The following is a 24,517-nucleotide window of genomic DNA, read 5'->3' as shown; positions in this document are numbered from 1 at the left end:
ATTCAGACACATCGCCCCTGACGGAAGTACGGATTTGACCTCAAGCGCGCTTGAGCTTCTAGGTTGTGGATCCATGACCTCGATCCACGATCCGGCCGTCCGGCAGTTCCTCGATTCGACTCCCGCTCTGGTAGGGCAGCTGGGCTATCTCGGAAACGACGGACGGCCGCTTGTGCTGCCTATCTGGTACCGGCTCAACGAGGACCACCTACAGTTCGTCACGCACGTGAGCACCCTGAAAATCCGTTCTTTGCAACGTGATCCGCGCGCGGTGATCACCGTGGCCACGCCAGCAGAGCCCTACCTGTATGTCCAGGTTCAAGGGGAAGCCCATGTGGAACCCGGCACCTCGGAGGTTCGAGGCACCCTGATCGACATCACCACCCGGTATCTGGGAGCTGACCGTGCCGACGCGTACGTGGACGAACACCACAGCGCACCCGGCGAGGCGATTGTGCGCATACATCCCGTCCGTGTCCACGCCGCTCTCTGACACTCGGGAGGAGCCACGATGTACACCATCACCGTCAATGGAGCGCAGCTCACCTTCGACGATCAAGGCCTGGACAACGGACCGGCCATCCTGCTGCTCACTGGCTGGGGGCACGACCACCGTGCGTATGACGAGCTACTGCCCTACCTCGTTCCCCACCACCGCGTGATCCGCATGGATTGGCGCGGCCACGGTATCGACCGCACACCCGCAGCCGACTTTGGTCTTACGGAACAGGTTTCAGATGTCATCGGGCTGCTTGATGCCCTCAGCGTGCAGTCGATCGTTCCCGTCGCTCATGCCCATGCCGGGTGGACCGCGCTTGAGATAGCCGACCGTCTCGGGACCGGGCGGGTGCCAAGCCTCGTGATCATTGATCTGATCATGTCAGCGGCTCCTGCTGAATTCCTCAACGGCATAAGAGACTTTCGTGATCCGCAACGCTGGCAATCCAGTCGCCTCGAATTCCTCCGAGCCTGGCTATCCGGCAGCGACAATGAAGCCGTCAACCGGCACATCCGTTCCGAGATGGGCGGTTTCGGGTTCGACGTGTGGGCGCGAGCCGGACGAGTCATCGAAGATGCCTACGCCACGTGGGGCTCACCCATGTCGCGAATGGAAAAGCTGGCCGAACCGCGACGCGTTCATCACATCTTCTGCAACCCCGAGCGCACTGCCTACGATGATCTTCACCAAGAGTTCCAATCCCGCAATCCGTGGTTCAGCTACGTTCGCCTGCGCGGCACGACCCACTTCCCGCAGCTGGAGTTACCCGCACAGGTCGCAGCGGAGATCACGCATCTGCTCTCGTAACTACTGACCCGTCATGGTCTTCAGGGTGGGGCCGGCCGTCCAGCCGCCGTCCACGGCAAGTTCGGCCCCCGTGACATAGCTCGCCGCGTCCGAAAGCAGATAGGTCACCGCACCGGCCACCTCGTCGGGAGTTCCCACTCGCCCCATGGCGGTGATGGGCATATTGCCTTGCCCCTCCCGAAAACCGGCTTGGGCCGTCATGGGGGTGTACACGACACCAGGATGCACTGAGTTCACCCGAATCCGCTCGGGGCCTAACTCAACCGCCGCAACCTTGGAAAGTCCACGTACACCCCATTTCGATGCGCCATAGCCAGAGGTGAGGGCCAGACCGACCAGACCGGCGGCAGAGGAGATGTTCACGATCGAACCGCCGCCCCGTGCGCGCATCGACGGGATAACGGCCTGCATGCCGATGAAAACACCGACCAAGTTCACCTCGATCACCTTGCGAAAGTGTTCAAGGTGCTCGTCGGCAACCAACGAGGCACTGGAGATACCGGCGTTGTTCACCAATCCGGTGACAGCGCCGAACTCCGCCAGCGTGGTTTCGACCAGCGCGCGCCACTGGTCGGCGTCTGTTACGTCCAGCCGGGCGAATCGCGCGGAGTCACCGAGCTCGGCCGCGAGCCGCCGTCCATCGTCCTCGAGCACATCGGCCACGACGACTTGGCCGCCCTCCGACACTATCCGGCGCGCAAAGGCCGCGCCGAGCCCGCGAGCGCCACCCGTGACGATGACGCTCTTTCCTTGTAGCAGAGAAGAATTGCCATTCATGTTTCCAGGCAATCACAACGTTACGAAGGCACGCGGAACTTGTCCCGCCTATCGGGAACAGTGAGCGACAACACCAATTACGGGGTGGCGCCTATGGATTGGAGATTCCTTAGATCGCGACGGCGTCTGCTTCAGCGGGGGCCTCGTCGGCGGGAGCCGGCTCGGCATCAGGCGCGAGGACCGACGCGGGGATCACCTCGGGACCTTCCCCATGAGCGGGCACATCCAGCGGAGCGGCTTCACCCTCATTGTCCATCGGCAGGTACATGTGCCGCTTGAACTGCGCCTGGTAGGCGCCGCCGCCACCGATCTTGACGCCACCGCCTTCGCCACTGGACACCGCAGTGCCGTCGGGCAGCGTGACGGCGGTGTGACCGCCGTTCCAGCCGATCACCAATGCACCTGGTGCGGTGCCGTACTTGAAACCACGCGCGAGGAGGGCACGCTCTTGGTTCCCCGTATTGAAGCGAGAACCAAAGGCGGGACGATCGGTGGCGACATTGGACACCCAGGAGGCCAGACCGGAGCAGTCGGTGCCACGGGCGGAGTCTCCGCCCGAGATATACGGCGTACCCGAGACCTGATGGATAAACGCCAGCAAAGCAGCGAGATCAGACATGGGACGCGACGCTAACAACGAGCTTGACGACCTACCAAAATATGTGGCTTGCGTCATATTTTGCTGAAAATTATGGCGAGAATTACTCTCCGCCAACGCCTTACTGATTACGGTAGAGCATGGATGAACGCTCGTCCAATCCAACAAACGCCCAGTACATGATTGGTTTGTTGAATGTTCGATGACCCTGCGTCGTAATTTGCTGTGCGCTAATCACATTGGTCACTTTTCTCACACATCCATGCATCTCTTGTATTAACGCAGGAAATTTTCTGTTACCCATCCCACCTTTTGGGCACCCTTCGTCCCACTCTCTGGGATGGCTTGCGCGCTATCTCATTCGGCGACATAGCCGCGCGTCACGCCCATGAAATAGACGCGGCATGCATTTTCTTCCGGTGGTGGCCGCCGTCATCCACGAATACGAGAACAAGGAGCTGCCGTCTGACGCCGAACCGCCTCTTGCACTTCTGAATCCGATCCCGACCCAGGTGTTCGCACTCGCGAAGCATCCGTGCGCCAGGCAACTCCAATCTCATCGACGAGTATCGGACCGTATTTACTTGTACCGCATGCGTTTCCGATGAATATCTTTATCCCACAGCACAATACGTGTCGTCCGTGGGGAGTCATGCCTCGGGCGCGCCAGCTGGGGAGACCGCGGTGCTCTCATACGTGCGGGCCGAGTTCTCTTTCGAGAATCGGCCCGCAGTCTCAGTGCTCATCCGGGTAGTGGCGACGCGGCAGGAGGATCGTTGGCAGATCCGCTCACAACCAGGTGCCGTCACCACCGAAGGGGTGGTTAGCAAGCCAGCGTGACGTACGCGACCTTTTGTCCCGCAGTAGGAACCGTCGTCGGCTGGTTGCGCATGTTGCGTCCCGGCTGCACGTTCTGAACGGCGGACTGCTGTGACACTCCTTGAACCGTGCACTGCGACGGGTGATCCGACCCCACCTTGGTGACAATGACTCGGTACCCGTTGGACTTGAGGTCATTGATGACGGAGTCCGGGTCCGCAGCGGGACCAGCCAAGGCTGCGCCGGCTGTGGCCAGGGACAGTCCCGCGGCAGCGAGTAGCGCCGCCGCGGTCGTGATCTTCTTCATGGTTGTTGCTCCTTCTGCGTCGACGAAGATGAAGCGGACTTACATCTGGTTACGAAGCGTTGTTTTTGTTGGTGCCAAAGGGGACGTGCGGGTTGGTGCCCAGCGGGACCAACGGGTTGGCGCCTTCATACGTCGGCTGGTGGACGCCCTGCTCATAAATGACATCGCCCGGAGCCACGCAAGGACGCAGATCAGTAGCGTTGACACTGGTCTCGCTGGCGTAGCAGACCGGAGGAGGCGTCGGCCCCGCCAGGGCGACAGGGGCGCCCATGACGGCGACGGCTACAGCGATGCCAGCGCCGCCGACGATTGCAGCGAGTGACTTTTTCATGTGGTGTTTCCTTTCCGCTCGGTCATCTTGCTAATGGCCTAGGAAGTGAACATCACTTGCCAAAGACATCAACGTTGATGCATTCACCCTGTTCAACGGTATTAAGGTCCACCTGGTTCCCAATTTATGAGATCCTCGGCTGATTCTCAGCTAAAACTCAGAATACCCCATGGGGGTTGGGGTCAGCGAAAAGTGGTATATAGCCGTTAACTTGCCGTTAACCAGGCGAAACAGTCTGAACTGTCTAGATCAATTGATCTATACTTCGATCATGCGATCGAAAACCGATCGGGAACCGACGTTTACCGAGGTCGCCCGCCGCGATCAGATCGTCGCGTGCGCCATCGAAGTCATCGCCGAGGTGGGTTATCCGCAGACCTCGATTCGGAAGATTGCCGAGCGTGCCGGAATCGCGATGAGCGTGGTGCTGTATCACTTCGGTTCCAAGGATGGACTCGTCGAGGCGGTGATCGCCTCCATGTACCGGTCCGGACTCGATGCGGTGATCCCCGAGGTTGATCGAGCACGGACGCAGACTGACAAGCTTGCGGCCTATATCCGTTCCAGTATCAGCTATTTCGACAGCCACCGGATTCAGTTGGCGGCGCTGACACAGCTCGCAGCGGGCTACAAACCCAGCGGCGGCAGACATCTGCGCGATATGGGATTGACACCCGAGCTGACCGCGCAATTGACCCAGCTCGACCCATCAGTCATTCTCCGAGCCGGTCAGAAGTCCGGCGAATTCTCCTCCTTTCCAGTCGATTCCACTGCGATCGCCCTGCGAGGTGCGGTCAATATCGTCGTGGAGAAGATCCTGCAAGACCCCGGATTCGATACACACGGATACACCGAAGATCTCGTGAAGATGTTCCGGCGAGTAGTGCGGAGGGTGTAGTGGCCCGTATCCTCATCGCCGCCATCGGCAGCCACGGTGATGTCGCCCCGCTGACCGGTGTCGGTGTCCGCCTACGCCAGGCCGGACACCAGGTGACAATTGCCGCTTTTGATCGCTTCAGCTCCTTGATAACCGCTTCAGGCCTGCATTTTCGTGGCGTTGCTCAGCCGGACACACCGGCCCAGGACGCCGACGTCAACGTCTCCAAGGGGCTCGCCGAGTTTCTCGCCCCGAGCGGCATGCGGTCCCTCGGCGCCGCAATAATCAGTGCCGTTCAGGACGTGACGACAGACATCTTGCTGCTGTCGCCCTTCTCCGAATTAGCAGGGCATCCCCTAGCCGAAGCGAAAAGCATTCCGTCCATGGGGATTCGGCTACAGCCCTGTTCTGCCACCTCCCAGTTCCCGCCAGCGACCCTCGGAGCTTGGTCCGCGGGCGGGGCGGGCAATCGTCTGGCATCCCACGCGGGGGCCTGGCTTGTCGATCGCCTCTATGGCGGGGTGGTAGCCGGCTTCCGGCGAGAGCTTGATCTGCCGAAAGTATCGGCAGACAAGTCGCGCAAGAACCGTACAGAGTCGAAATGGACTGTTCTGCACGGATTCTCGACATATGTTGTACCGCGCCCGCTGGATTGGCGGCCGGGCCTGGAGGTCGCCGGGTACTGGTGGCCGGAAACCGATCCACAGTGGCGACCCGCCCCAGAGCTGACCGATTTCCTCGCAGCGGGTGATCCACCGGTGTACTTCGGCTTCGGCAGCACGATGACGTCGGCTGCGGACGCTGCACGCCTATCGGAGCTCGTGCGCGGCGCGGTACACCTGGCGGGTGTGCGGGGAATCGTGCAAACAGGTTGGGCCGGGATCAATGCCGACGATGATGACATCCTGTCAGTGGACGAGCTGCCGCACAGTTGGCTCTTTCCACGCATGGCCGCCGTGGTACACCATTGCGGCGCCGGGACAACCGCTGCCGGTCTGCGTGCCGGAGTGCCCACGGTGGCCGTACCCGGCCTCGGAGATCAACCCTTCTGGGCTGCACGGCTCCGGAATCTGGGGCTCAGCACTGACACCATCCCACAACGCGCCCTGACGACTGAACGACTCTCGGAGGCCATCCGTGCGGCCACTACTGATCAAGAGCTCAAAGATCGGGGCCGCCGGGCGGCGAATGTCGTCGGGGCCGAGGACGGCGCTGCCTACGCTGTCGCAGCCATCGACCGACTATTGGGCTGAGGGTCGCCGCGAGTCCTGGTCAGAGGCGACCGAGGAAGTCCGCGACACCCCTCATGAGCCAGTCCACGTCATCAGCGCGGTGTGGACTCGGTCGCGGTTCCCTGGTCATGCCATCTGACTGAATTACGGAGACAGTGTTGCCGAAATTGCCGGGCGGTGTCAAGAGGGACATACTGGCCGGTGTGACGGACGAGCGACGAACACGCGGTCGCCCACCTGTACCGATGGATTCGATCGTCGACGCGGCGCTGCGGATCGTGGACGAAGAGGGCGGCGAGGCGCTGTCGATGCGCGCGCTGGCACGCCGGCTCGATTCCGGGACCGCGACGATCTACCGGCATTTCGAGAACCGCACCGAGCTCGTCGCGCATGTCGTCGATCGAGTATTTGGAGAGGTCGAGTTCGACGACGAGAAACTCGCGGAACTTCCCTGGCAGCGCGCGTGCATCGTCACCTCGCGTGCGTTGTTCGAGGCCATGCGGCGGCATCCGAATGTCGCCGCGTTGCTCACCGAGCAGTTGCCCGTCGGGCCGAAGGTCTTCATGCTCCGCGAACGCACGCTCGCGCTGTTTGTGAATGCGGGGTTCTCCCCGGGGGATGCGGCCCGCATCTATACGACTGTGGGCCGATACGTCCTGGGCTTCGCGACTCAGCTAGGAGTGGAACATAGGAGCCGCGGCACCGATCCCGCACTCCTGATGCGTCTCGTGCAGGACCTCGACCTGGCCAACTTCCCGATGACACTCGCCATCGGGAACTCCCTGGCCGTTTCGATTGAGGATGATTTCGAGTTCGGCCTGGGACTGCTCGTCACCGGCCTGGAACATCTTCACGACAAGTAACCGGGCGCTCGTGGTTGACCTCAACCGAAACGAGCGCGCGGGGCCCTAACCTCTTGGGGAAAGGACGGCGACAATGACCAGCACCGGATACTTGCTCAGCACCGACACCGCCATAACACTTCTTGCGGCCGGGCTCATCTTCCTTCTCGCCCTCGGATTGGGCGTGTGGAAATACCGTCAGATGGTGACCAGCCCAAACCATCTCGCGCACCCGTATGTGGATACCGCGCATCGCGCCGCCCTGCTCTACGCATTCGCCACCTTGCTCACCGCGGTATTCGTCGAATTGAGCGGGTGGCCCAGCTGGGTAAACCTCACTGCCGCAATGGTACTGGTCTTCTTCTTTCTCGCCGCGATCGTGAGCTACATGTTTCATGGCGCGCTGCGTGACACCACCAATCAATTCGAAGAACCCAGTGCGGCAATGCACCTGGCCATGGTCTCACTCATCGCCGGCGAGATAGGTGGTTTCGCGGTTCTGCTCGCCGGATTTGCACGTGCGCAATGGTTCTCGTGACAGTCACCACACGTACGGCAGTAGGCGATAGCGCGCCTTCTGGGCATACTCGCGATACCCGTCCAACTGCGTGACAAGCAACTTCTCCTCGTCGTGGATGCGTACGATCAGTGCACACACGCCAGGTAGAACAAAGACCAGCCCCCAGTACGAGCCAAGCGCCAGAGGAAAACCGACGATGGTGATCACGTTGCCGGTGTACATGGGGTGGCGCACCAGCCCGTACAGGCCGGTGGAGACGACGGTCTGATCCGCTTCGACCCGCACGGTGGAAGCGGCGAAACTGTTCTGAATGACCACGAGGCTTGTGATACCCAATCCCACGGCCACGAGGACGTCACCCAGTACGCATATCGCCGCGGGCACCGAAGACCAGCCAAAGCGGTGGTCCAATGCGCTGACCACGACCATCGCCACCAGCGACACATACCAACCGCCGATAAGGAACTTTTGTACCGTTCGGGACTCCGCCACCGGTCCCGCGTGCTTACGCCTCTCATGCGCAGCCGGGTTGACCTGCTGCAGATACAGGGTGGGTACCCAGGTCGACAAGGCAAACACCACGAGAAAGACCCACACCTGCCAGTAGTCGAACGTTCCCGCGAGCAAGAACAGCACCAAGCCGAACACGGCAAGTTCAACGAGCCCCAATGTCAGCACTCGTGCAATGGCATTCACAGACGTCCGATCATCGCGTGGGACTGCTTGCCAGCTGCTGGGTCAAGCTTCTGACTGACGGCGCGTCAAACAGCGCAAGCATCGTGAGGTTGGCATCCAGGGCGGTGTTGATCGCGGCAACCACACGCATCGCCCCCAGCGAGTTGCCGCCCAGGTCAAAGAATGACTCGTCGACCCCGACGCGGTCCACGCCCAGTACGTGGGCGAAGATCCCTGCCAGGATCTGCTCATTCAAAGTTGCAGGGGGACAATATGATCCCGTTGTGCTACCGACTTCACCGGCCGACATCTCCGGCATCGGCACAAGATCATCGCTCCCCCCGCTCCACCGCGCTCGGCCAAGCTGGTCCAGCAGTTCCAGGGAGGACAACGCGCGCCCGGGATGGGCACACATCGCCACCAACACCTGCTTGAACCTCTCGATCAGCTCTTCAATACTCTCCGCGCTGAACACATCGGTGTCGTACTGGACCCTAAGTTCCAATTCACGGCCGGACGCGGCCTGCACAGCGATCGGATAATGGTAGTAATCGCGACTACTGAAACCAGTGATAGCCAAGCCGTCGATTTCCGATGCCGTCCCGGTGTCGGTCGGATAGTTCTCATACACGAAGACGGTGTCGAACAGCCTTTCCTGGCCGGTGATGCGGTGGATGTCACTCAATGAAAGGTGCTGATGCTCCAGAGTGTCGTTATGGGCACTTTGCAATTGGTGCAATAGATCTGAGGTCGTCGTGGTGGGAGTGATGGTGGCCCGCACCGGCACCGTGTTGATCAACAGGCCCACCATCGATTCCGCCCCGAGGACTTCGGCCGGGCGTCCCGAGACGGTCGAGCCGAACGCGACATCGCAGTGACCGGTCACCGAACTCAGGAGCAACGCCCAGGCGCCCTGCAGCACGATGTTGATGGTGGTGTGGTGCGAACGTGCGAGCTTCGTGAGCGCACGCGTGGTCTTCGCGGGCACGCTGAACGAGTCGACGCTTCGTCGCCCGAATTGCAACTTCTGTGACGGGCCAACGAGAACGGGAGTCTCGAAGCCGTCCAGTGCCTCACGCCACGCCGCATGCGCGGCCTCATGATCTCGCTCTGACAGCCAGGTCACGAAGCTTCGATACGACGCGGCTGGGGGCAACCGCATCCCGTGATAGCCCGCGAAGATCTCCTGCATGAGGATCGGCATCGACCAGCCATCGAGCACAATGTGGTGATTCGTGAGCACAAACCGGTGCCGATCGTCCCCGATGCGGATGAGCGCGGCCCTAAACGCGGGCTGGTCGGCGAGATCACAAACAGCGGCGCGTTCCGCGGTGCAGATCTGCTCAATCTGCTCGCCAACATCGAGATCTGTTTGATCAGCTGATAACTCGACATACCGCCACGGCACCACAGGATCGGAGGGAATGATCTGCAACGGATGCTCGAACTGTTCGCAGAATCGCGCTGCCAGGTGCGGATGTCTTGCTACCACTGCCTGCACCGCATCACGCAGTCGGTCCGCCTCCAGCAATCCGCTCATCTCGATATCGAACTGCACCGCATACACATCATCACCGGAGCAGTTCGCGATGCCAGCGTGGAAAAGCAATCCCTGTTGTAAGGGAGTAAGCGGCAATACGTCGGCGATCCGGAACTGACTCTGCAGAGCATCGATCTGGCGCTGGCTGAGCCGAGCCGGAACGATATCCGAGGGAGTCAATCCCCCTCCACCCCTTCGCACATGCGCGCATATACCTGCCAGAGCGTCGAACCACAGCCGGTTGATACGCATGACCGCCATCCGATCCAGAGCCGTGGGCGCCCACGTCCAGGTCGCGTTCAGGTGCGGTCCGGTGTCAGTGTCGATGGTGACCGCGTTGAGCTCCACGGTGTGTGGCAGCGCAATGGGCATTGCCCCGGCAGCTCCGGTCAATGACAAGCCGTCTTGACTGAAGCGCCACACGTCTCCCGATGCGTAGGCTGCCGGAGCCCCCAGCCGCCCGAGATAGTTGAATCCGATTGCGGGGTCCGATCCCGGCAGATCCACCTCAGGATGGAGATAGCGCAGCAGACCATAGGTCAAACCGTCAGGCAGATCTCGAAGCTGCTCCTTGGCATCTTTGATCACCGCGCCGAGCGCGGCGTCTCCGGCGACAACCTGAGTCCAGCGCAGTCCACCGACCGCCAACGACACGGGGTACTTGGTAGTGAACCAGCCCACTGTGCGCGACAAGTCGATACTTCCGGTGGTTCCGCTCGTATCTGCCAACTCCTCTTGGCGTCCATGACCCTCCACGTCGATGGCGATGGGAGCACCACCGGTACCCAAGTGCTGAGCCCACGCCAAAGCAAAGGCAATCAACAGGATCTCGTGCACGCCGGCATGAAATGCTGCCGGCACCTCACCGAGCAGCATGTGTGTGGTCTCGGCATCCAGAAACTCGGTCAGGTACCCGGCCGTGGCGAACGTATCCTCGACCGGTTGCGGCGCCGGCAAGCTCGACGGAATCTCCCCCACCTGACGCCAGGCGCCCGCCTCCCCGACCACCTCGGGGCGGCGTGCGTGTTCAGCCAGTAGCTCCGCCCATCGCCGGAAAGACGTCCCCGCCGGTGGCAACAGCACCTCCTGGCCGCCGCGCAGCTGGGTTGACGCAATGGTCAAATCCTCCAACAGAATTCGCCATGACACCCCATCGACAGCCAAATGGTGAACGACCAGCACCAGCTGGCTGGTGCTGGTCACCCACAGCGCGCTCAGCATCACTCCCGCGGCCGGGTTCAACCGCGAACGTGCTGCCACCACTACCTCGTCGGTCAAGACATAGACCGATTGCAGACACTCGTGAGCATTGACCGTGCCCGGATCGGGCACCGTCAACGACCAGCCGCCATCCCCATCGTTCGCTGCGCGCAGCCGCAGCATGCCATGTCTATCCAGGAGAGCCTGCAACATGATGACAACGGCTGCCTCTGTGACACCTGTCGGTGATTGCAGTACTACGGTCTGGTTGAATTCGTCAATCGGACCGTCAATTCCCTTTAGCCACTGCATTATCGGTGTCGCGACGACCGCACCGAGTCCCTGGTCTGCCATGCCACCGGTACCGTCGGCCATCCTGACCACCCGCGCCAGCCGGGCTACCGTCTGCTGGACGAAGATGTCGCGCGGGCGACCGACCAGGCCCGCGCCGTGCGCCCGCCACACCACCTGAATGGCCGAAATACTGTCGCCCCCGAGATCGAAAAACGAATCGTCAACGCCGACCCGGTCCAGGCCCAGAACTTGGGCATAGATCCCGGCCAGGATCTCTTCGACAAGAGTCGCCGGGGCGCGGTAATGATCGATATCGGTGTATTCCGGTGCGGGTAAAGCCTTTTTGTCGAGCTTCCCGTTGACCGTCAAGGGCAAGATCGACAAGGCGACCACCGCGGCCGGCACCATGTAATTGGGCAGACACTCTCCCAGCTGAGCGCGAATCTTGCCTGTGTCTGCGGAACCGGTGATGTAACCAACCAGGCGCTTGTCTCCAGGGCGGTCCTCACGGGCGATCACGACAGCCTGCTCAACCCCCGCCAAACCCATGAGGGCCGTCTGGATTTCACCCAGTTCGATGCGATGACCGCGGACCTTCACCTGCTCATCGGCGCGCCCTGCGTACTGCAGCTGGCCGTCATGTCCCCAGCTCACCAAGTCTCCGGTGCGGTACATCCGCGAGCCTGCCGTCCCCAAGGGGCACGCCACAAACCGCGCGGCAGTCAGGCCCGTCCTGCCCACATATCCATAGCCCAACCCCGCGCCGACCACGTACAGCTCGCCGACCACGCCAACCGGAACGGGGCGCAGCCACTTGTCCAGCACGGAGAACGCCAGGTGACCCAGCGGCCCGCCTATCGGGCTGACCGCGTCCTCGAGATCAGCGGCCGTGATCTCCCGGAACGAGGCATGCACCGTCGTCTCGGTGATCCCATACATGTTGATCAGCCTCGGCAAGACCGGATGCCGGTCCAGCCACGGCTTCAATCGCTGCGGTTCCAGTGCCTCTCCGCCGAAGACCACTATCTCGATACCGAGCTGACCCGCGGGCTCGGCGCCCATCGCGTCCACGGTTTGCAACGCGTAGAACGCCGACGGCGTCTGACTCAACACACTGACCTGCTCGTCGACCAGCAAGGCGTGGAACTCCTCCGGCGACCGCACCACAGTTTCGGACACGATCACCAACCGCCCGCCATGAAGCAGGGCGCCGAAGATCTCCCATACCGAGAAGTCGAAGGCCAACGAGTGGCTCTGCGCCCACACCTGACCGGCCGACAACTCGAGATCGGCGTCCAGCGCTCGCAGCAGGCTGGTCACATTCCGATGCGGAATGGCCACGCCCTTGGGCACGCCCGTCGTACCCGATGTGTAAATCACGTAGGCGATGTCCTCTGCCGCCGGTCCCACCGACGGCGCACCGACCGGCTGGACACCGAGGACCGGATCGTCGATGTCGATGACCACAACTCCGAACCCATCCAACCGATCCGCGAGCTCGGTGGTTGTCACGACAGCGACTGGGCCTGCATCAGCGACCACGAATTCCATCCGTGTATCAGGCACCGCAGGATCGATCGGCACATAGGCCGCACCGGTTTTGAGCACTCCCAAGATCGCCACGATTGCCTCGACCGACCGCGAGAACAGTAACGCCACCCGCTCTCCCGGGCCCACGCCATACTGGACCAGCAGGTGCGCCAACCTATTCGACGCCTCATCCAGTTCGCGGTATGACATATGACTGCCGTCGAAACAGACCGCCACCGCGCCTGGCACACGAGAGACCTGCTGCGCGAACAAGGCTGGGATGGATACCGAAATCTCGGGCCTGACCAACTCTGCCCGGTTACCCCAGCCGTCCAACTGTTCGAGCTCCGCCGCGTCCAGCACGTCGATCGTCGACAGTGGCCGTGTCGCATCGGAGGTCATCGCCTCGAGCAACCGTCGTAGCCGGTCGATCATGGTCCCGATGCTGCCGGCGTCGTATACATCGGTACGAAACTCGACGGTCCCCGAAATCCCTGTGGCCTGGCCTGATTCGTTCCAGCATTCCGACAATGAGAACGACAGATCCATCCGGGCCGAGTGGGTATCCAGCGGTACCTGGCTGAGCTGCAAATCTCCCAACGTCAGTCCACCGCGAGCCTCGCTGATCTGTCCGGGCACGTTCTGCCATGCCAGCATCACTTGCACCAACGGATGATGGGTCAGGGACCTGGCCGGGTTCAATCGCTCGACGAGTACCTCGAAGGGCACGTCCTGGTTCTCGAAAGCACCCAAACTGCGCGCACGTACCTGTTCCAGTACCTCAGCGACACTGGGATCTCCCGCGAGCTCCACCCGCAGCACCAGCGTGTTCACGAAGAACCCGACCAGCTCATCCAGCGCCGGATCACGGCGTCCGGCGATCGGAAACCCCACCGCTACATCAGAACTCGCGCTGAGCTTAGAGAACAGCACTGCAAGTGCCGCCTGCACGACCATAAAACTGGTGGCGTTGTGTTCGCGCGCCAGACGATTGACGCGCTGTTGCAGATCTGCCGGCCAGTTCACATCGAGTCGGGCACCGCTTTGGTCGGCGACCAAAGGGTAGGGGCGATCGGTCGGCAGCATCAGACGTTCCGGCATACCGGCCAGTGTTTTCTCCCAGAACTCCAGCTGCCGGGAGATCCGGCTGTCGCCGTCATCGAGTACACCCAATTGTGCACGCTGCCATAACGTGTAATCGGCGTATTGGACCGCCAACGGCTTCCAATCGGGAGCCTGTCCTACGCATCGGCGCGCGTAGGCCACGCCCAGGTCGGTCACCAACGGCGTCATCGACCAACCGTCTGCGGCGATATGGTGCACCACCGCCACGAGTACGTGCTCGTCGTCAGCGATGCGGAAAAGCCGTGCCTTAATTGGGATCTCGGTCGCAAGGTCGAAACTGTGCCGCACCGATTCCGCGATCGACTCTTCCAGCCGGTCCGCCGGCCATTCGGCGGCGTCCGCGACATCCCAGCTGAATTCAATCTCTTCGACCGCCACGACCAGCTGCTGCGGTTTTCCGTCCACCGCCGGGAACATCGTGCGCAGACTCTCGTGACGGTCCACCACGTCCACGAACGCTGCGCCGAGCGCCTCTGCATCCAGCGGCCCCCGTAGGCGCAGCCCCACAGCCAGGTTGTACACCGGTGAAGGGCCGTGCAGTTGGTCGATGAACCATAGCCTGCTCTGCGCAAATGACAGCGGCAGCGACGCCGGTCGCACGGCAGCGACCAAGGGCTGCAGTCGACGATCGTCCCCACCGATCAGGAGCATCAACTGCGCGACCGTGGGGGCGTCGAACACCGCGCGCTCGTCCAGGCCCGCATCCATGGATCGGTTGAGCGCGGCGACCAAGCGCATCGCCAGCAGTGAATCACCACCCAGGTCGAAGAACGAATCGTCGACGCCTACGCGGTCCAGACCCAGTATTTGAGCATAGATCCCGGCCAGGATCTCCTCGGTGGGACTGACCGGGGCCCGGTACTGATCGACGCAGTGATATTCCGCTGCCGGTAGTCCGCTCTTGTCGAGTTTTCCGTTGACGGTCAAGGGGAAACTCGGCAGCGCGACCACCGCGGCGGGCACCATGTAGGTCGGCAACCTGTCGGCCAGTGCGGCGCGCAACTCCACGGGGTCGGCAGTACCGATGATGTAGGCGACCAACCGTCTATCGCCCGGACGGTCCTCCCGGGCAATCACCACGGCCTGCTCGACGCCATCGAGAACCGTTAATACCGACTGTATTTCACCAAGTTCGATCCGATGGCCACGGATCTTTACCTGCTGGTCGGCACGGCCCAGATATCGCAGTTGTCCATCGGTTCCCCAACACACCAGGTCTCCGGTGCGGTACATCCTGGCGCCCGATTCTCCGAATGGACAGGCCACAAAACGGGTGGCGGTCAGGGGGGCCCTTCCCAGATAGCCACACCCCAAGGCCGCACCGGCCACGTACAACTCGCCGACCACATCAACCGCCACCGGCTGCATCCAGTCATCCAGAACCGCGAATGCGAGATGTTCCAGGGGTACACCGATCGGGCTGTCCGACCCGTCGGCGTCCTCGGCGGTGATCTCACGGAACGAGGCATGCACCGTCGTCTCGGTGATCCCGTACATGTTGATCAATCGGGGCGATCGCGGATGGTCCTCGAACCACGCCTTCAGCCGGTTCGGCTCCAGAGCCTCCCCACCGAAGACGACCACCGCCGGAGCGAGTTGACTTCCCCGCGGCCTGCTCGTGTCCACGGTCTGTAACGCATAGAACGCTGACGGAGTCTGACTCAACACACTGACCTGCTCATCTACCAGCAAGTCGTGGAACTGCTCGGGTGAACGCACCACCGAATCCGAAACCACTACCAGCCGCCCGCCATGCAGCAGAGCGCCGAAGATCTCCCACACCGAGAAGTCGAAAGCCAGCGAATGGCACTGTGACCAAACTTGTCCCGGTAACAACTGAAGATTCGCGTCAATGGCTCGGATCAGTCGGGTCACGTTGTGATGCGCAATGGCAACACCTTTCGGAACGCCAGTGGTTCCCGAGGTGTAGATCACGTAGGCGATATCCTCGCCGCTGAGCACCGCCGATGTTGGCCCTTCGCCAACCGCGCCGGTCTCGGCGTTCGCCGGCACGTCGCCCACATCGAGGACCACTAACCCGCGACCGTCCAGACGGTGCGCCAGATCGCCGGTGGTCACCGCGAGCACCGGCGATGCATCGGTCAGTACGAACTCCAGCCGCGCGTCGGGCACCGCGGGATCAATCGGCACGTAAGACGCACCGGCCTTCAGCACCCCCATGATGGCCACGACCGCCTCGACCGATCGTGAGAACAGCAGAGCCACGCGCTGGCCCGGCCGCACGCCATGTGCAACAAGCCAGTGTGCCAACCGATTCGAAGCCTCGTCGAGCCCGCGATACGACACGTGGCTGCCGTCGCAACTCGCCGCGACCGCACTGGGGTGGCGCGCCACCTGCTCGGCGAACAACTCCGGAATCGACGCCGAGGTCACGGGGCGATCCAGCGCCGCACGATTACCCCACGCATCCAGCTCTGTGCGCTCATATGTATCGCCCAGATCCATGGACAACAAGCGCCTGGTGGCATCGGCCTTCACTATTGCTGTACCTCCCCCGTCATCGCCTCCAGCACCCGCTGGAACCTCTCGACGATCTTCTGTACCCGGCCCACACCGAACAGTCCGGTATCGAATTCGACCCGCAGGAACAGTTCGCTTCCGGGCATGGCCTGCAGGGTCAGCGGGTAGTGGTTGTACTCGCGGCCAATGACTTCGGTGATCGCCAACCCGTCGGCCATGGATGCCGCCACTGCCTCCACCGGATAGTTCTGGTAGACGAACAGCGTGTCGAACAACTGCTCGTGACCGCTGGCATGGTGTATCTCGCTGAGAGCCAGGTGCTGGTGGTCAAGGGTGGCGCTGTGCCGCCGCTGCAGATCGCCCAACAGGTCGGCAATAGTGGTATCGGGCGTGATCGTTGCCCGCACCGGCACGGTGTTGATCAATAGCCCAACCATGGAATCCGCGCCTGCCACCTCCGCCGATCGCCCCGAGACCGCAACCCCGAATGCGACATCGTGCCGGCCCGTCAGCCACATCAGCACCTGCGCCCAGGCAGCCTGCAGCACGGTGTTGACAGTGGTGTGTTCCGAGCGCGCCAATTCGGTAACGGCCCTTGTCGTCTCGGCAGGCAGCCGGTACGTCTCGGTGGCACGCGGTCCCGGTGTGGTCCTGCCCCGGGGCGCGACCAGTGCGGGGGTGTCAAAACCCGCAAGCACATCACACCAGGCTTGCCGTGCGCCCTCGATGTCTCGATCAGCCAGCCACGTGACGAACCTGCGGTACGACCCGGCAGCAGGGAGACGCTGCCCGTAGTAGCTCGCGAAGATCTCCCGCAGCAGGATGGGCAGCGACCAGCCGTCGAGCACGATGTGGTGGTAGGTCAGGACGAATCGATGCGCGTTATCGGATAGGTGAATCAAGGCCGCCCGGAATGCGGATTGCTGGATCAGGTCGCAGACCGATACACGTTCGGCGGCACACAGCTCCCGCAGTCTCGTGTCGATATCCGTTCTTTCCGTGCGCATATCAACGTACTGCCAGGGCACACTGGGTTCTGCCGGGATGACCTGCACCGGTTCGTCGAACCGTTTGTCGAAGCGGGCCGCCAGGTTGGGATGCCGGTTGATCACCGTGCATACCGCCTCGCGTAACCGGTTGGAATCGAGCGGGCCCGTCACGGTGACATCGAGTTGCATGGCATAGACGTCGTCCTGGTTTCCGCGAGTCGCGTTGGCCTGGAACAACAGTCCCCGCTGCAGGGGTGTCAGCGGCAGCACATCGGCGATCGGATGATCTCGAGCGAGCTCATCGATCTCCAGCTGGGTAAGCCGGGCGGGGGTGATGTCGGACGGTGTAAGACCGCCGCCGCCACCACGCACATGTGCGCAGATCCCGGCCAAGGCGTCGAACCATAGCCGGTTAAGTCGGCCGACCTGGGCGTCGTCCAACGCCGAGGGGGCCCATGTCCAGTTGGCATAAAGACTCGGACCGGAATCTGTTTCGACGGTGCTCGCGTTGAGTTCCAGCGTGTGAGCCAGCGGCATGGGTATTGCGGCAGCCGCGGCGGACACCGCCGCGCCGCCGGGACAGACCTGCCAGAGCTCTGAAGTGGACACGGACTGCGCGGTGTCGGCCGCACCAAGTCTGCCGAGGTAGTTGAATCCGATGGTCGGATCCGACCCGGATAGGTCAACGTCCGGATTGAGGTAGCGCAGCAGTCCGTACGTCATGCCTTCGGGCAGCGCACGCAGTTGTTCCTTGGCGTACTTCACCACCTGCCCGAGCGCCTGATCTCCGGCCACGATCTGTTCCCAGCGCAACCCACCCACGGATCGTCCGACCTGCCCCGCAACACTCAATGCCACCGGGTACTTAGTGGTGAACCAGCCCACAGTGCGCGACAGATCGACGTTGGGCCCGGTGTCCCCCAGTTCCTCGACGCGGCCATGTCCCTCGACATCGATGCCGACCGGCAAGGTGATACCCAGGAACTCCGTCAATGCCAACGCATACGCGATGAGCAGTATGTCTTGAACCCCAGCGTGGAACGCTGCCGGAACCTCCCCGAGGAGCGCGCGGGTCGTCTCAACATCCAGTGACTCCGTGAGATGCCCAGCGGCAGCGTACGTGTCCAGGCCGGCCCGCACCGAGGGCAGTGCCGACGGCGTTGCCAGCACTCGGCGCCAGCGATCTGCCTGGTCCACAACGGTCTTGGCGTGCGCATAATCGTCGACCAGTGCGGCCCAGCGGCCGAAGGAGGTTCCCGTTGTCGGCAGCGTAAAGGATTGCCCGTGACGATGCTGGGCCCAAGCGATGTTGAGATCTTCAAGCAGAATCCGCCAGGACACCGCGTCGACGGAGAGATGATGAATAGTCAAGACCAGCTGGTTCGTGGATGTCACCCATAGCGCGCTGACCATCTCCCCGGCAGACGGATCCAACCGCGACCGGGCTGCCGTCAACGCCTCGTCCGACAATGCCTCCACGGAACTCAGATACGCTGATAGTGAAGGCTTTTCGGGAACATGAAGAGCCCAACCCTGCGCATCGTCAACCTGCACGCGTAGTCGCAACATGGCGTGCCGGTCAAGCAGGGCACCCAAGACCATCGCCACATCGGACTCAGTGACTCCCGGCGGGGCTTGGATCACTACCGTCTGGTTGAACTGGTCGATCGGGCCGCCAGTCCTTTCGATCTCACGGAGCCACCGCATGATCGGAGTCGCGGGCACCGGCCCGATACCCTCGTCCGCCGGGCCCACGTCGTGGCTAGACAATCCGACGACCTGGGCCAGCCGCGCCACAGTCTGTTCCACGAAGATGTCGCGCGGGCGACATGTCACACCGCACGCGCGTGCCCGGGCAACAACCTGCATGGACAAAATGCTGTCTCCACCCAGGTCAAAGAACGAGTCATCGACTCCAACTCGATCGAGCCCGAGCACTTGGGCGTAGATGCCTGCCAGCGTCTCCTCGATCGCATCGGCCGGGGCACGGTACCGATCGATGTCCTGATACTCCGGCACCGGCAACGCGCGAGTGTCCAGCTTGCCGTTCACCGTCAAGGGCAACGCGTCCAGGACGACGATCACGCTCGGGATCATGTATCCGGGAATGTTGTCTGCCAATCTATTTCGGAGTGCGACCGAGTCCACCGCACCCTTCTCCGATTCGGTGACATAGCCGACAAGCCGCCTGATACCTGGTTGGTCCTCGCGGGCGACCGCCACCGCCTGAGATACCTCCGCCAGGGCGGACAAAGCGGTCTGCACCTCGCCGAGCTCGATGCGGTACCCGCGGATCTTCACCTGATCATCGGCGCGCCCGAAATACTGCAGCTGTCCATCGGAACGCCAGGTCACCAGATCGCCGGTGCGGTACATACGCGCACCGCGCTCGCCGAATGGGCAGGCCACAAAGCGTGATGACGTCAGCCCCGGCCGGCCCAGGTAGCCGCAGGCCACACCATCACCGGCCACATACAACTCGCCGACCACGCCGACCGGCACCTGACGTAACCACTCGTCGAGCACGAACAGCGCCGAGGTCGCAACGGGCGCACCGATCGGCGCGGCGCCCGACCCTGCTTTCAACGGTGCACTCATCGACGCGTACACCGTGATTTCGGTGGGGCCATAGGCGTTGATCACCGTACGCCCAGGTGCCCAGCGATCCACTACCTCACCCGGGCAGGCCTCACCGCCGAGAAGCAGCGCAATCGAGTCCAGCCCATCCGCCGGCAATGCCCCAGCCGCAGAGGGAGTCTGGGTGAGCACGTTGACCCGCTCGCTGACCAACAGTGCGTGGAATTCCTCGGGTGCACTAACGACGGACTCGGGCACTATCACCAGACGTGCGCCATCGAGCAACGCGGCCCAGATCTCCCACACCGAGAAATCAAATGCGTAGGAATGACACTGAGTCCACACCTGGTCCGGTGGCAGGCAGGCGGGCCTCGAGCGCGCCAGGTGGGTCAGATTGCGATGCGTAACGGCCACACCCTTGGGTACCCCGGTGGTTCCCGAGGTGTAGATGAGGTAGGCGATGTCCTCGGGAGCCGCGGCACGCAGTGCATTACCAAGTTCGTCGTCCGCCAGGGTGTCATCGAGACCGGACATATCGCCGACATCGATGACCACCAACCCGCGACCGTCCAACCGCTCGGCCAGACCGCCGGTGGTCATCGCGACGACGGGCGCCGCGTCGGCCAACATGAACTCCATCCGGGCCGCAGGCGCCGCCGGGTCGATCGCGAGATATGCCGCACCGGACTTCAGTACTGCCAGCATGGAGACGATCGCTTCGGCGGATCGCTCCATCAGCAGCGCAACGCAACCTCCAGGCCCCGCACCCTGCGCGATTAGCATGTGCGCCAATAGATTTGCAGCGCCGTCGACTTGCCGATATGTCATCGAACGTACGCCGTCGGTGATCGCGACCGACTCGGGTGCGCGCGTCACCTGCTCGCCGAATAACTCGGGGACCGACACCGGAGCACTTCCCGTTCGGCACAACATCGCTCGATTACCCATCACGTCAAGGCGAGTGTGTTCCTCACTATCAACCACATCGATCGATGACAGATGCTGATCCACATCGGCGGTCATCGCCACCAGCACCCGTTCGAACCGATTGATCAGTGTTTCGATGCTGGCCCGGTCAAATACATCGGTGCGGAACTCCACCGTCCCGCCGATTCCGGCAGGATCACCAGTGTGCGTGCGGCGTTCGGCCATGGAGAAGCTCAGGTCCATGCGGGCGGTCTGGGTGTTCGCCGCCATCTGGGTCACCGTTAGATCACCAAGTGCCAGTCCTGGTCCGGTCTCGCCGCCACCTTGTCCGGGGACGTTCTGCCAACCCAGCGCCACCTGGACCAGCGGGTGATGGGTCAATGACCGAGTGGGATTGAGCCGATCGACGAGCACTTCGAAAGGCACGTCCTGGTTTTCGTAGGCAGCCAGGCTCCGTCCTCGCACCTGGGCAAGCAGCTCTGCCACCGTCGGATCACCAGCCAAGTCCACCCGTAATACCAGGGTGTTGACGAAAAATCCGATCAGCTCATCGAGAGCAGGGTCGCTGCGCCCTGCAATCGGGAATCCGACGGCGACATCAGTGCTTCCACTGAGCTTGCCCAGCAGCAGCCCGAGGGCGGCCTGCAGCACCATGAAGCTGGTCGCGTTGTGTTCCCTTGCCACCCTGGCGATCTGCTGCTGTAGCGTGACAGGCCAGTCCAGGGACACGGTGTCGCCCCGCTGGTCCGCAGCCGGCGGGTAGGGCCTGTCGGTGGGCAGCTCGATGCGCTCGGGCATGCCCGACAGCGCCTCCTGCCAGTGCGCCACCTGCGTCGCTATGCGGCTGCCACCGTCATCAAGATCACCCAGTTCGGTGCGCTGCCACAGCGTGTAGTCGACGTATTGGACCGCCAAGGGTGCCCATCCGGGGGCCTGGCCCGCGGACCGGCTGGCGTAGGCCACTCCCAGATCGGCTACCAGCGGCGTGATCGACCAGGCGTCCGCTGCAATGTGGTGTACAACCGCGGCCAGCACATGTTCGTCACCGGTGATGCGGAAAAGCTGTGCTTGCAATGGTATTTCGGTGGCCAGGTCAAATGTGTGGCGCGCCGCCTCACCGATGGCCGCCTGCAGTTGCACGGCCGACCAACCGGTGGCATCGACGACGTGCCAGCCGAACTGCGCGTGCTCGGATGGCAGGATCCGCTGCTGCGGCACTCCCGCTGCCGCCTGAAACAGCGTGCGCAGACTCTCGTGGCGGGCCACCACATCGGCCAGCGCCGCGCTCAGCGCGTCGACATCCAGATTCCCGCTGATCCGAAGAGCCGTCGCCATGTTGTAAACCGGTGAGGGCCCTTGCAATTGGTCCAGGAACCACAACCGAGACTGGGCAAACGACAGTGGAACCTCCGCGGGACGCTCGACCGCGACCAACGGGGAGACGGTGTGCGACTTTCCGGCGATGCGCGGTGCCAATTGGGCCACGGTGGGCGCCTCGAACACGGTACGCACCGAGATGGCGGTATCTAAGTCGGCGTTGATCGCGGCGATCAGACGCATCGCGGACAGCGAGTCCCCACCCAGATCAAAGAAGGAGTCGTCGACTCCGACACGTTCGACGTCCAGCACCCGTGCGTAAATTCCGGACAGGATCTCCTCGGTAGGAGTGCTGGGCGCACGGTAGCGATCGATGTCGTGATACTCCGGTGCGGGCAAGGCGCGGGTGTTGAGCTTGCCGTTGGTGGTCATCGGCAACGTCTCGAGTACGACTACCGCAGCCGGAACCATGTAGGCCGGTAGCTGCTCGGCCAACTGGGTGCGCAACTTGGCAGGGTTCGTTGTTCCGGTTACGTAGCCGACCAGACGCTTGTCTCCGGGGCGGTCCTCGCGGGCGATCACCGCTGCGCGCTCGACGCCGTCCAACCCCGCCAATACCGTCTGGATTTCGCCGAGTTCGATGCGGTATCCGCGAATCTTGACCTGCTGATCGGCACGGCCCACGTACCGCAGTTGCCCGTCGCCGTCCCAACGCGCCAGATCACCGGTCCGATACATCCGCTGCGGCGCTGTTCCCGCGCCGACAAAAGGGCACGCCACAAAGCGTGAGGCCGTCAAACCGGTCCGGCCCACATACCCGACGCCCACACCCCGACCAGCGATGTATAACTCGCCGACCACACCGGGTGGTACCGGACGTAACGCGCCGTCCAGCACGAACATCGCCGCGCCCTGGACCGGCACACCGATCGGGGGCGCCCCCGTGCCGACCGCCAAAGACGCTGTCCTGGAGGCACAAATTGTGGTCTCGGTCGGCCCGTAGGCGTTGACCATCAGCCGTCCGGGGGCCCAGCGGTCCACCACCTCACCCGGGCAAGGCTCACCGGCCACCAACAAAGACACCGATCCCAAGGACTCGGGCGCCAGCATCGCGACGGCGGAGGGGGTCTGGCTCAAGGCGCTGACCTGTTCGTCCACCAATAGAGAGGTGAGGTCTTCTGGTGATCGCGTCACCGGCTCCGGCACGACCACCAGCCGGCCTCCGTGCAGCAGCGCTCCCCAGATCTCTTCGACCGATGCGTCGAAGGCATAGGAGTGCCACTGCGTCCAGACCCCGCCCGCCAGGAAGGTTTCTTGTGTCCCTAACAACTGGGTCACGTTGTGGTGCGTGATCGCAACGCCTTTCGGCACGCCGGTGGTGCCCGAGGTGTAGATGATGTAGGCGATATCGTCCGGGCTGGGTGTCTGTCGTATCGACTCCGCGGCAGGGGCGACGCAATCAGCGCTATCGCAGATGTCCATAACCACTAGGTCATAACCGGCCATCCGATCGGCCAGCCCCGCTGTTGTCAGTGCGGCGACCGGTGCAGCATCGACGAGCATGAACTCGATCCGCGCGTCGGGCAGCGCCGCGTCGATCGGCAGGTACGCGGCCCCGGTCTTGAGCACAGCCAGCATGGCAACGATCGCTTCCGCGGAGCGCTCCGCCAGCAGCGCTACACATCCGCCCGGTCGCACACCATGTGTGGTGAGGCGGTGCGCCAACCGATTTGCGGCATCATCGAGTTCCCCGTAGGTCATGCCGCGTCCGTCGAAACTGATCGCGACAGACTCCGGCGTGCGCATGGCCTGTTCGGCGAACAACGCCGGAATTGACATCGGGAGCGGTGCCGGGGCCGCCAAAACCGCCCGGTTGCCCCAGTCGTCGATACGGGCGTGTTCTGGCTCGTCCAGCAGATCAATGGCCGAAAGTCGCTGGGCGGTATCGGCTGTCATCGCCGCCACGACTCGCCGCCACCGTTCGACCAATGTTTCGATGCTGGACGTGTCGAACACGTCCGTATCGACGAGATACCGGCGGGTTCACCGGCTTGGGTCCAGCGCTCTCCCAACGAGAACGTCAGGTCCATCCGGGCGGTCTGGGTGTCCACGGTCAGCGGGGAGACCTGTAGATCACCAAGACGCAGTCCGCCAGCTGGGCCGGTGTCTTGCCACGGCAGGTTCTGCCAGGCCAACGCGACCTGCACGAGCGGGTGGTGGGTCAGGTTCCGGACGGGATTGAGCCGCTCCACC

Annotated in this window: 11 protein-coding genes and 2 pseudogenes (1 of these 13 only partly in view); 6 read left to right on the top strand and 7 right to left on the bottom strand. The window is 62.7% G+C overall.

The genetic code is table 11. From position 1 onward, the window contains the following. Positions 1 to 73: 73 nt before the first annotated feature. Both AOT83_RS07390 and AOT83_RS07385 read left to right on the top strand, forming a co-directional pair. Positions 74 to 493 carry a TIGR03618 family F420-dependent PPOX class oxidoreductase gene (locus AOT83_RS07390; RefSeq protein ID WP_030097510.1) on the top strand — a complete coding sequence of 140 codons (420 nt, stop codon included), beginning with the start codon at positions 74 to 76 and terminating at the stop codon, positions 491 to 493. An 18-nt stretch (positions 494 to 511) separates the two neighbouring features. Next, positions 512 to 1,306 carry an alpha/beta hydrolase gene (locus AOT83_RS07385; RefSeq protein WP_030097511.1) on the top strand — a complete coding sequence of 265 codons (795 nt, stop codon included), beginning with the start codon at positions 512 to 514 and terminating at the stop codon, positions 1,304 to 1,306. On the opposite strand, the gene AOT83_RS07380 is transcribed toward AOT83_RS07385, so the two are convergent. From AOT83_RS07380 to AOT83_RS26720, 4 genes and pseudogenes are all read right to left on the bottom strand, one after another. After that, positions 1,307 to 2,083 carry a glucose 1-dehydrogenase gene (locus AOT83_RS07380; RefSeq protein WP_057965596.1) on the bottom strand — a complete coding sequence of 259 codons (777 nt, stop codon included), beginning with the start codon at positions 2,081 to 2,083 and terminating at the stop codon, positions 1,307 to 1,309. A gap of 238 nt (positions 2,084 to 2,321) precedes the next feature. After that, positions 2,322 to 2,702 (bottom strand): annotated as a pseudogene (locus AOT83_RS07375) (hypothetical protein); the annotation flags it as partial. An 802-nt stretch (positions 2,703 to 3,504) separates the two neighbouring features. Next, entirely contained in the window at positions 3,505 to 3,807 is a 303-nt protein-coding gene (locus tag AOT83_RS07365) for a hypothetical protein (protein WP_030097515.1), read from the bottom strand. A gap of 49 nt (positions 3,808 to 3,856) precedes the next feature. Further along, entirely contained in the window at positions 3,857 to 4,138 is a 282-nt protein-coding gene (locus tag AOT83_RS26720) for a hypothetical protein (RefSeq protein WP_030097516.1), read from the bottom strand. A 253-nt stretch (positions 4,139 to 4,391) separates the two neighbouring features. Between AOT83_RS26720 and AOT83_RS07355 the strand changes: the two genes are divergently transcribed. The 4 genes from AOT83_RS07355 to AOT83_RS07340 all read left to right on the top strand — a co-directional run bounded on the left by AOT83_RS07355 (position 4,392) and on the right by AOT83_RS07340 (position 7,627). After that, the gene (locus AOT83_RS07355; RefSeq protein WP_057965599.1) at positions 4,392 to 5,036 is read left to right on the top strand and encodes a TetR/AcrR family transcriptional regulator; all 645 of its coding nucleotides are present in this window, start codon (positions 4,392 to 4,394) and stop codon (positions 5,034 to 5,036) included. Continuing rightward, the gene (locus AOT83_RS07350; protein WP_057965600.1) at positions 5,036 to 6,268 is read left to right on the top strand and encodes a glycosyltransferase; all 1,233 of its coding nucleotides are present in this window, start codon (positions 5,036 to 5,038) and stop codon (positions 6,266 to 6,268) included. Before AOT83_RS07355 ends, AOT83_RS07350 begins: the two co-directional genes overlap by 1 nt. A gap of 224 nt (positions 6,269 to 6,492) precedes the next feature. Continuing rightward, on the top strand, positions 6,493 to 7,110 hold the full coding sequence (locus tag AOT83_RS07345) for a TetR/AcrR family transcriptional regulator (protein WP_030097519.1): 618 nt from the start codon (positions 6,493 to 6,495) through the stop codon (positions 7,108 to 7,110). A gap of 73 nt (positions 7,111 to 7,183) precedes the next feature. Beyond that, entirely contained in the window at positions 7,184 to 7,627 is a 444-nt protein-coding gene (locus AOT83_RS07340; RefSeq protein WP_030097520.1) for a hypothetical protein, read from the top strand. 3 nt (positions 7,628 to 7,630) lie between these two features. On the opposite strand, the gene AOT83_RS07335 is transcribed toward AOT83_RS07340, so the two are convergent. The 3 genes and pseudogenes from AOT83_RS07335 to AOT83_RS28130 all read right to left on the bottom strand — a co-directional run. Continuing rightward, complete coding sequence (locus AOT83_RS07335; protein ID WP_057965601.1) at positions 7,631 to 8,305, bottom strand: isoprenylcysteine carboxylmethyltransferase family protein; 675 nt, start codon at positions 8,303 to 8,305, stop codon at positions 7,631 to 7,633. A gap of 10 nt (positions 8,306 to 8,315) precedes the next feature. Next, positions 8,316 to 16,472 (bottom strand): non-ribosomal peptide synthetase, encoded by an 8,157-nt coding sequence (locus AOT83_RS07330; protein WP_057965602.1) that lies wholly within the window; start codon positions 16,470 to 16,472, stop codon positions 8,316 to 8,318. Beyond that, a pseudogene (locus AOT83_RS28130) lies at positions 16,472 to 24,517 on the bottom strand (non-ribosomal peptide synthase/polyketide synthase); it runs 16,337 nt beyond the window's last position. The gene AOT83_RS07330 and the pseudogene AOT83_RS28130 overlap by 1 nt, the downstream one beginning before the upstream one ends.

This window comes from Mycobacteroides sp. H001 (assembly GCF_001440005.1).
Taxonomy (GTDB): domain Bacteria; phylum Actinomycetota; class Actinomycetes; order Mycobacteriales; family Mycobacteriaceae; genus Mycobacterium; species Mycobacterium gwanakae.
The sequence above is the reverse complement of the archived record's forward strand: the minus strand, read 5'-3'. Positions and strand labels throughout refer to the sequence as shown.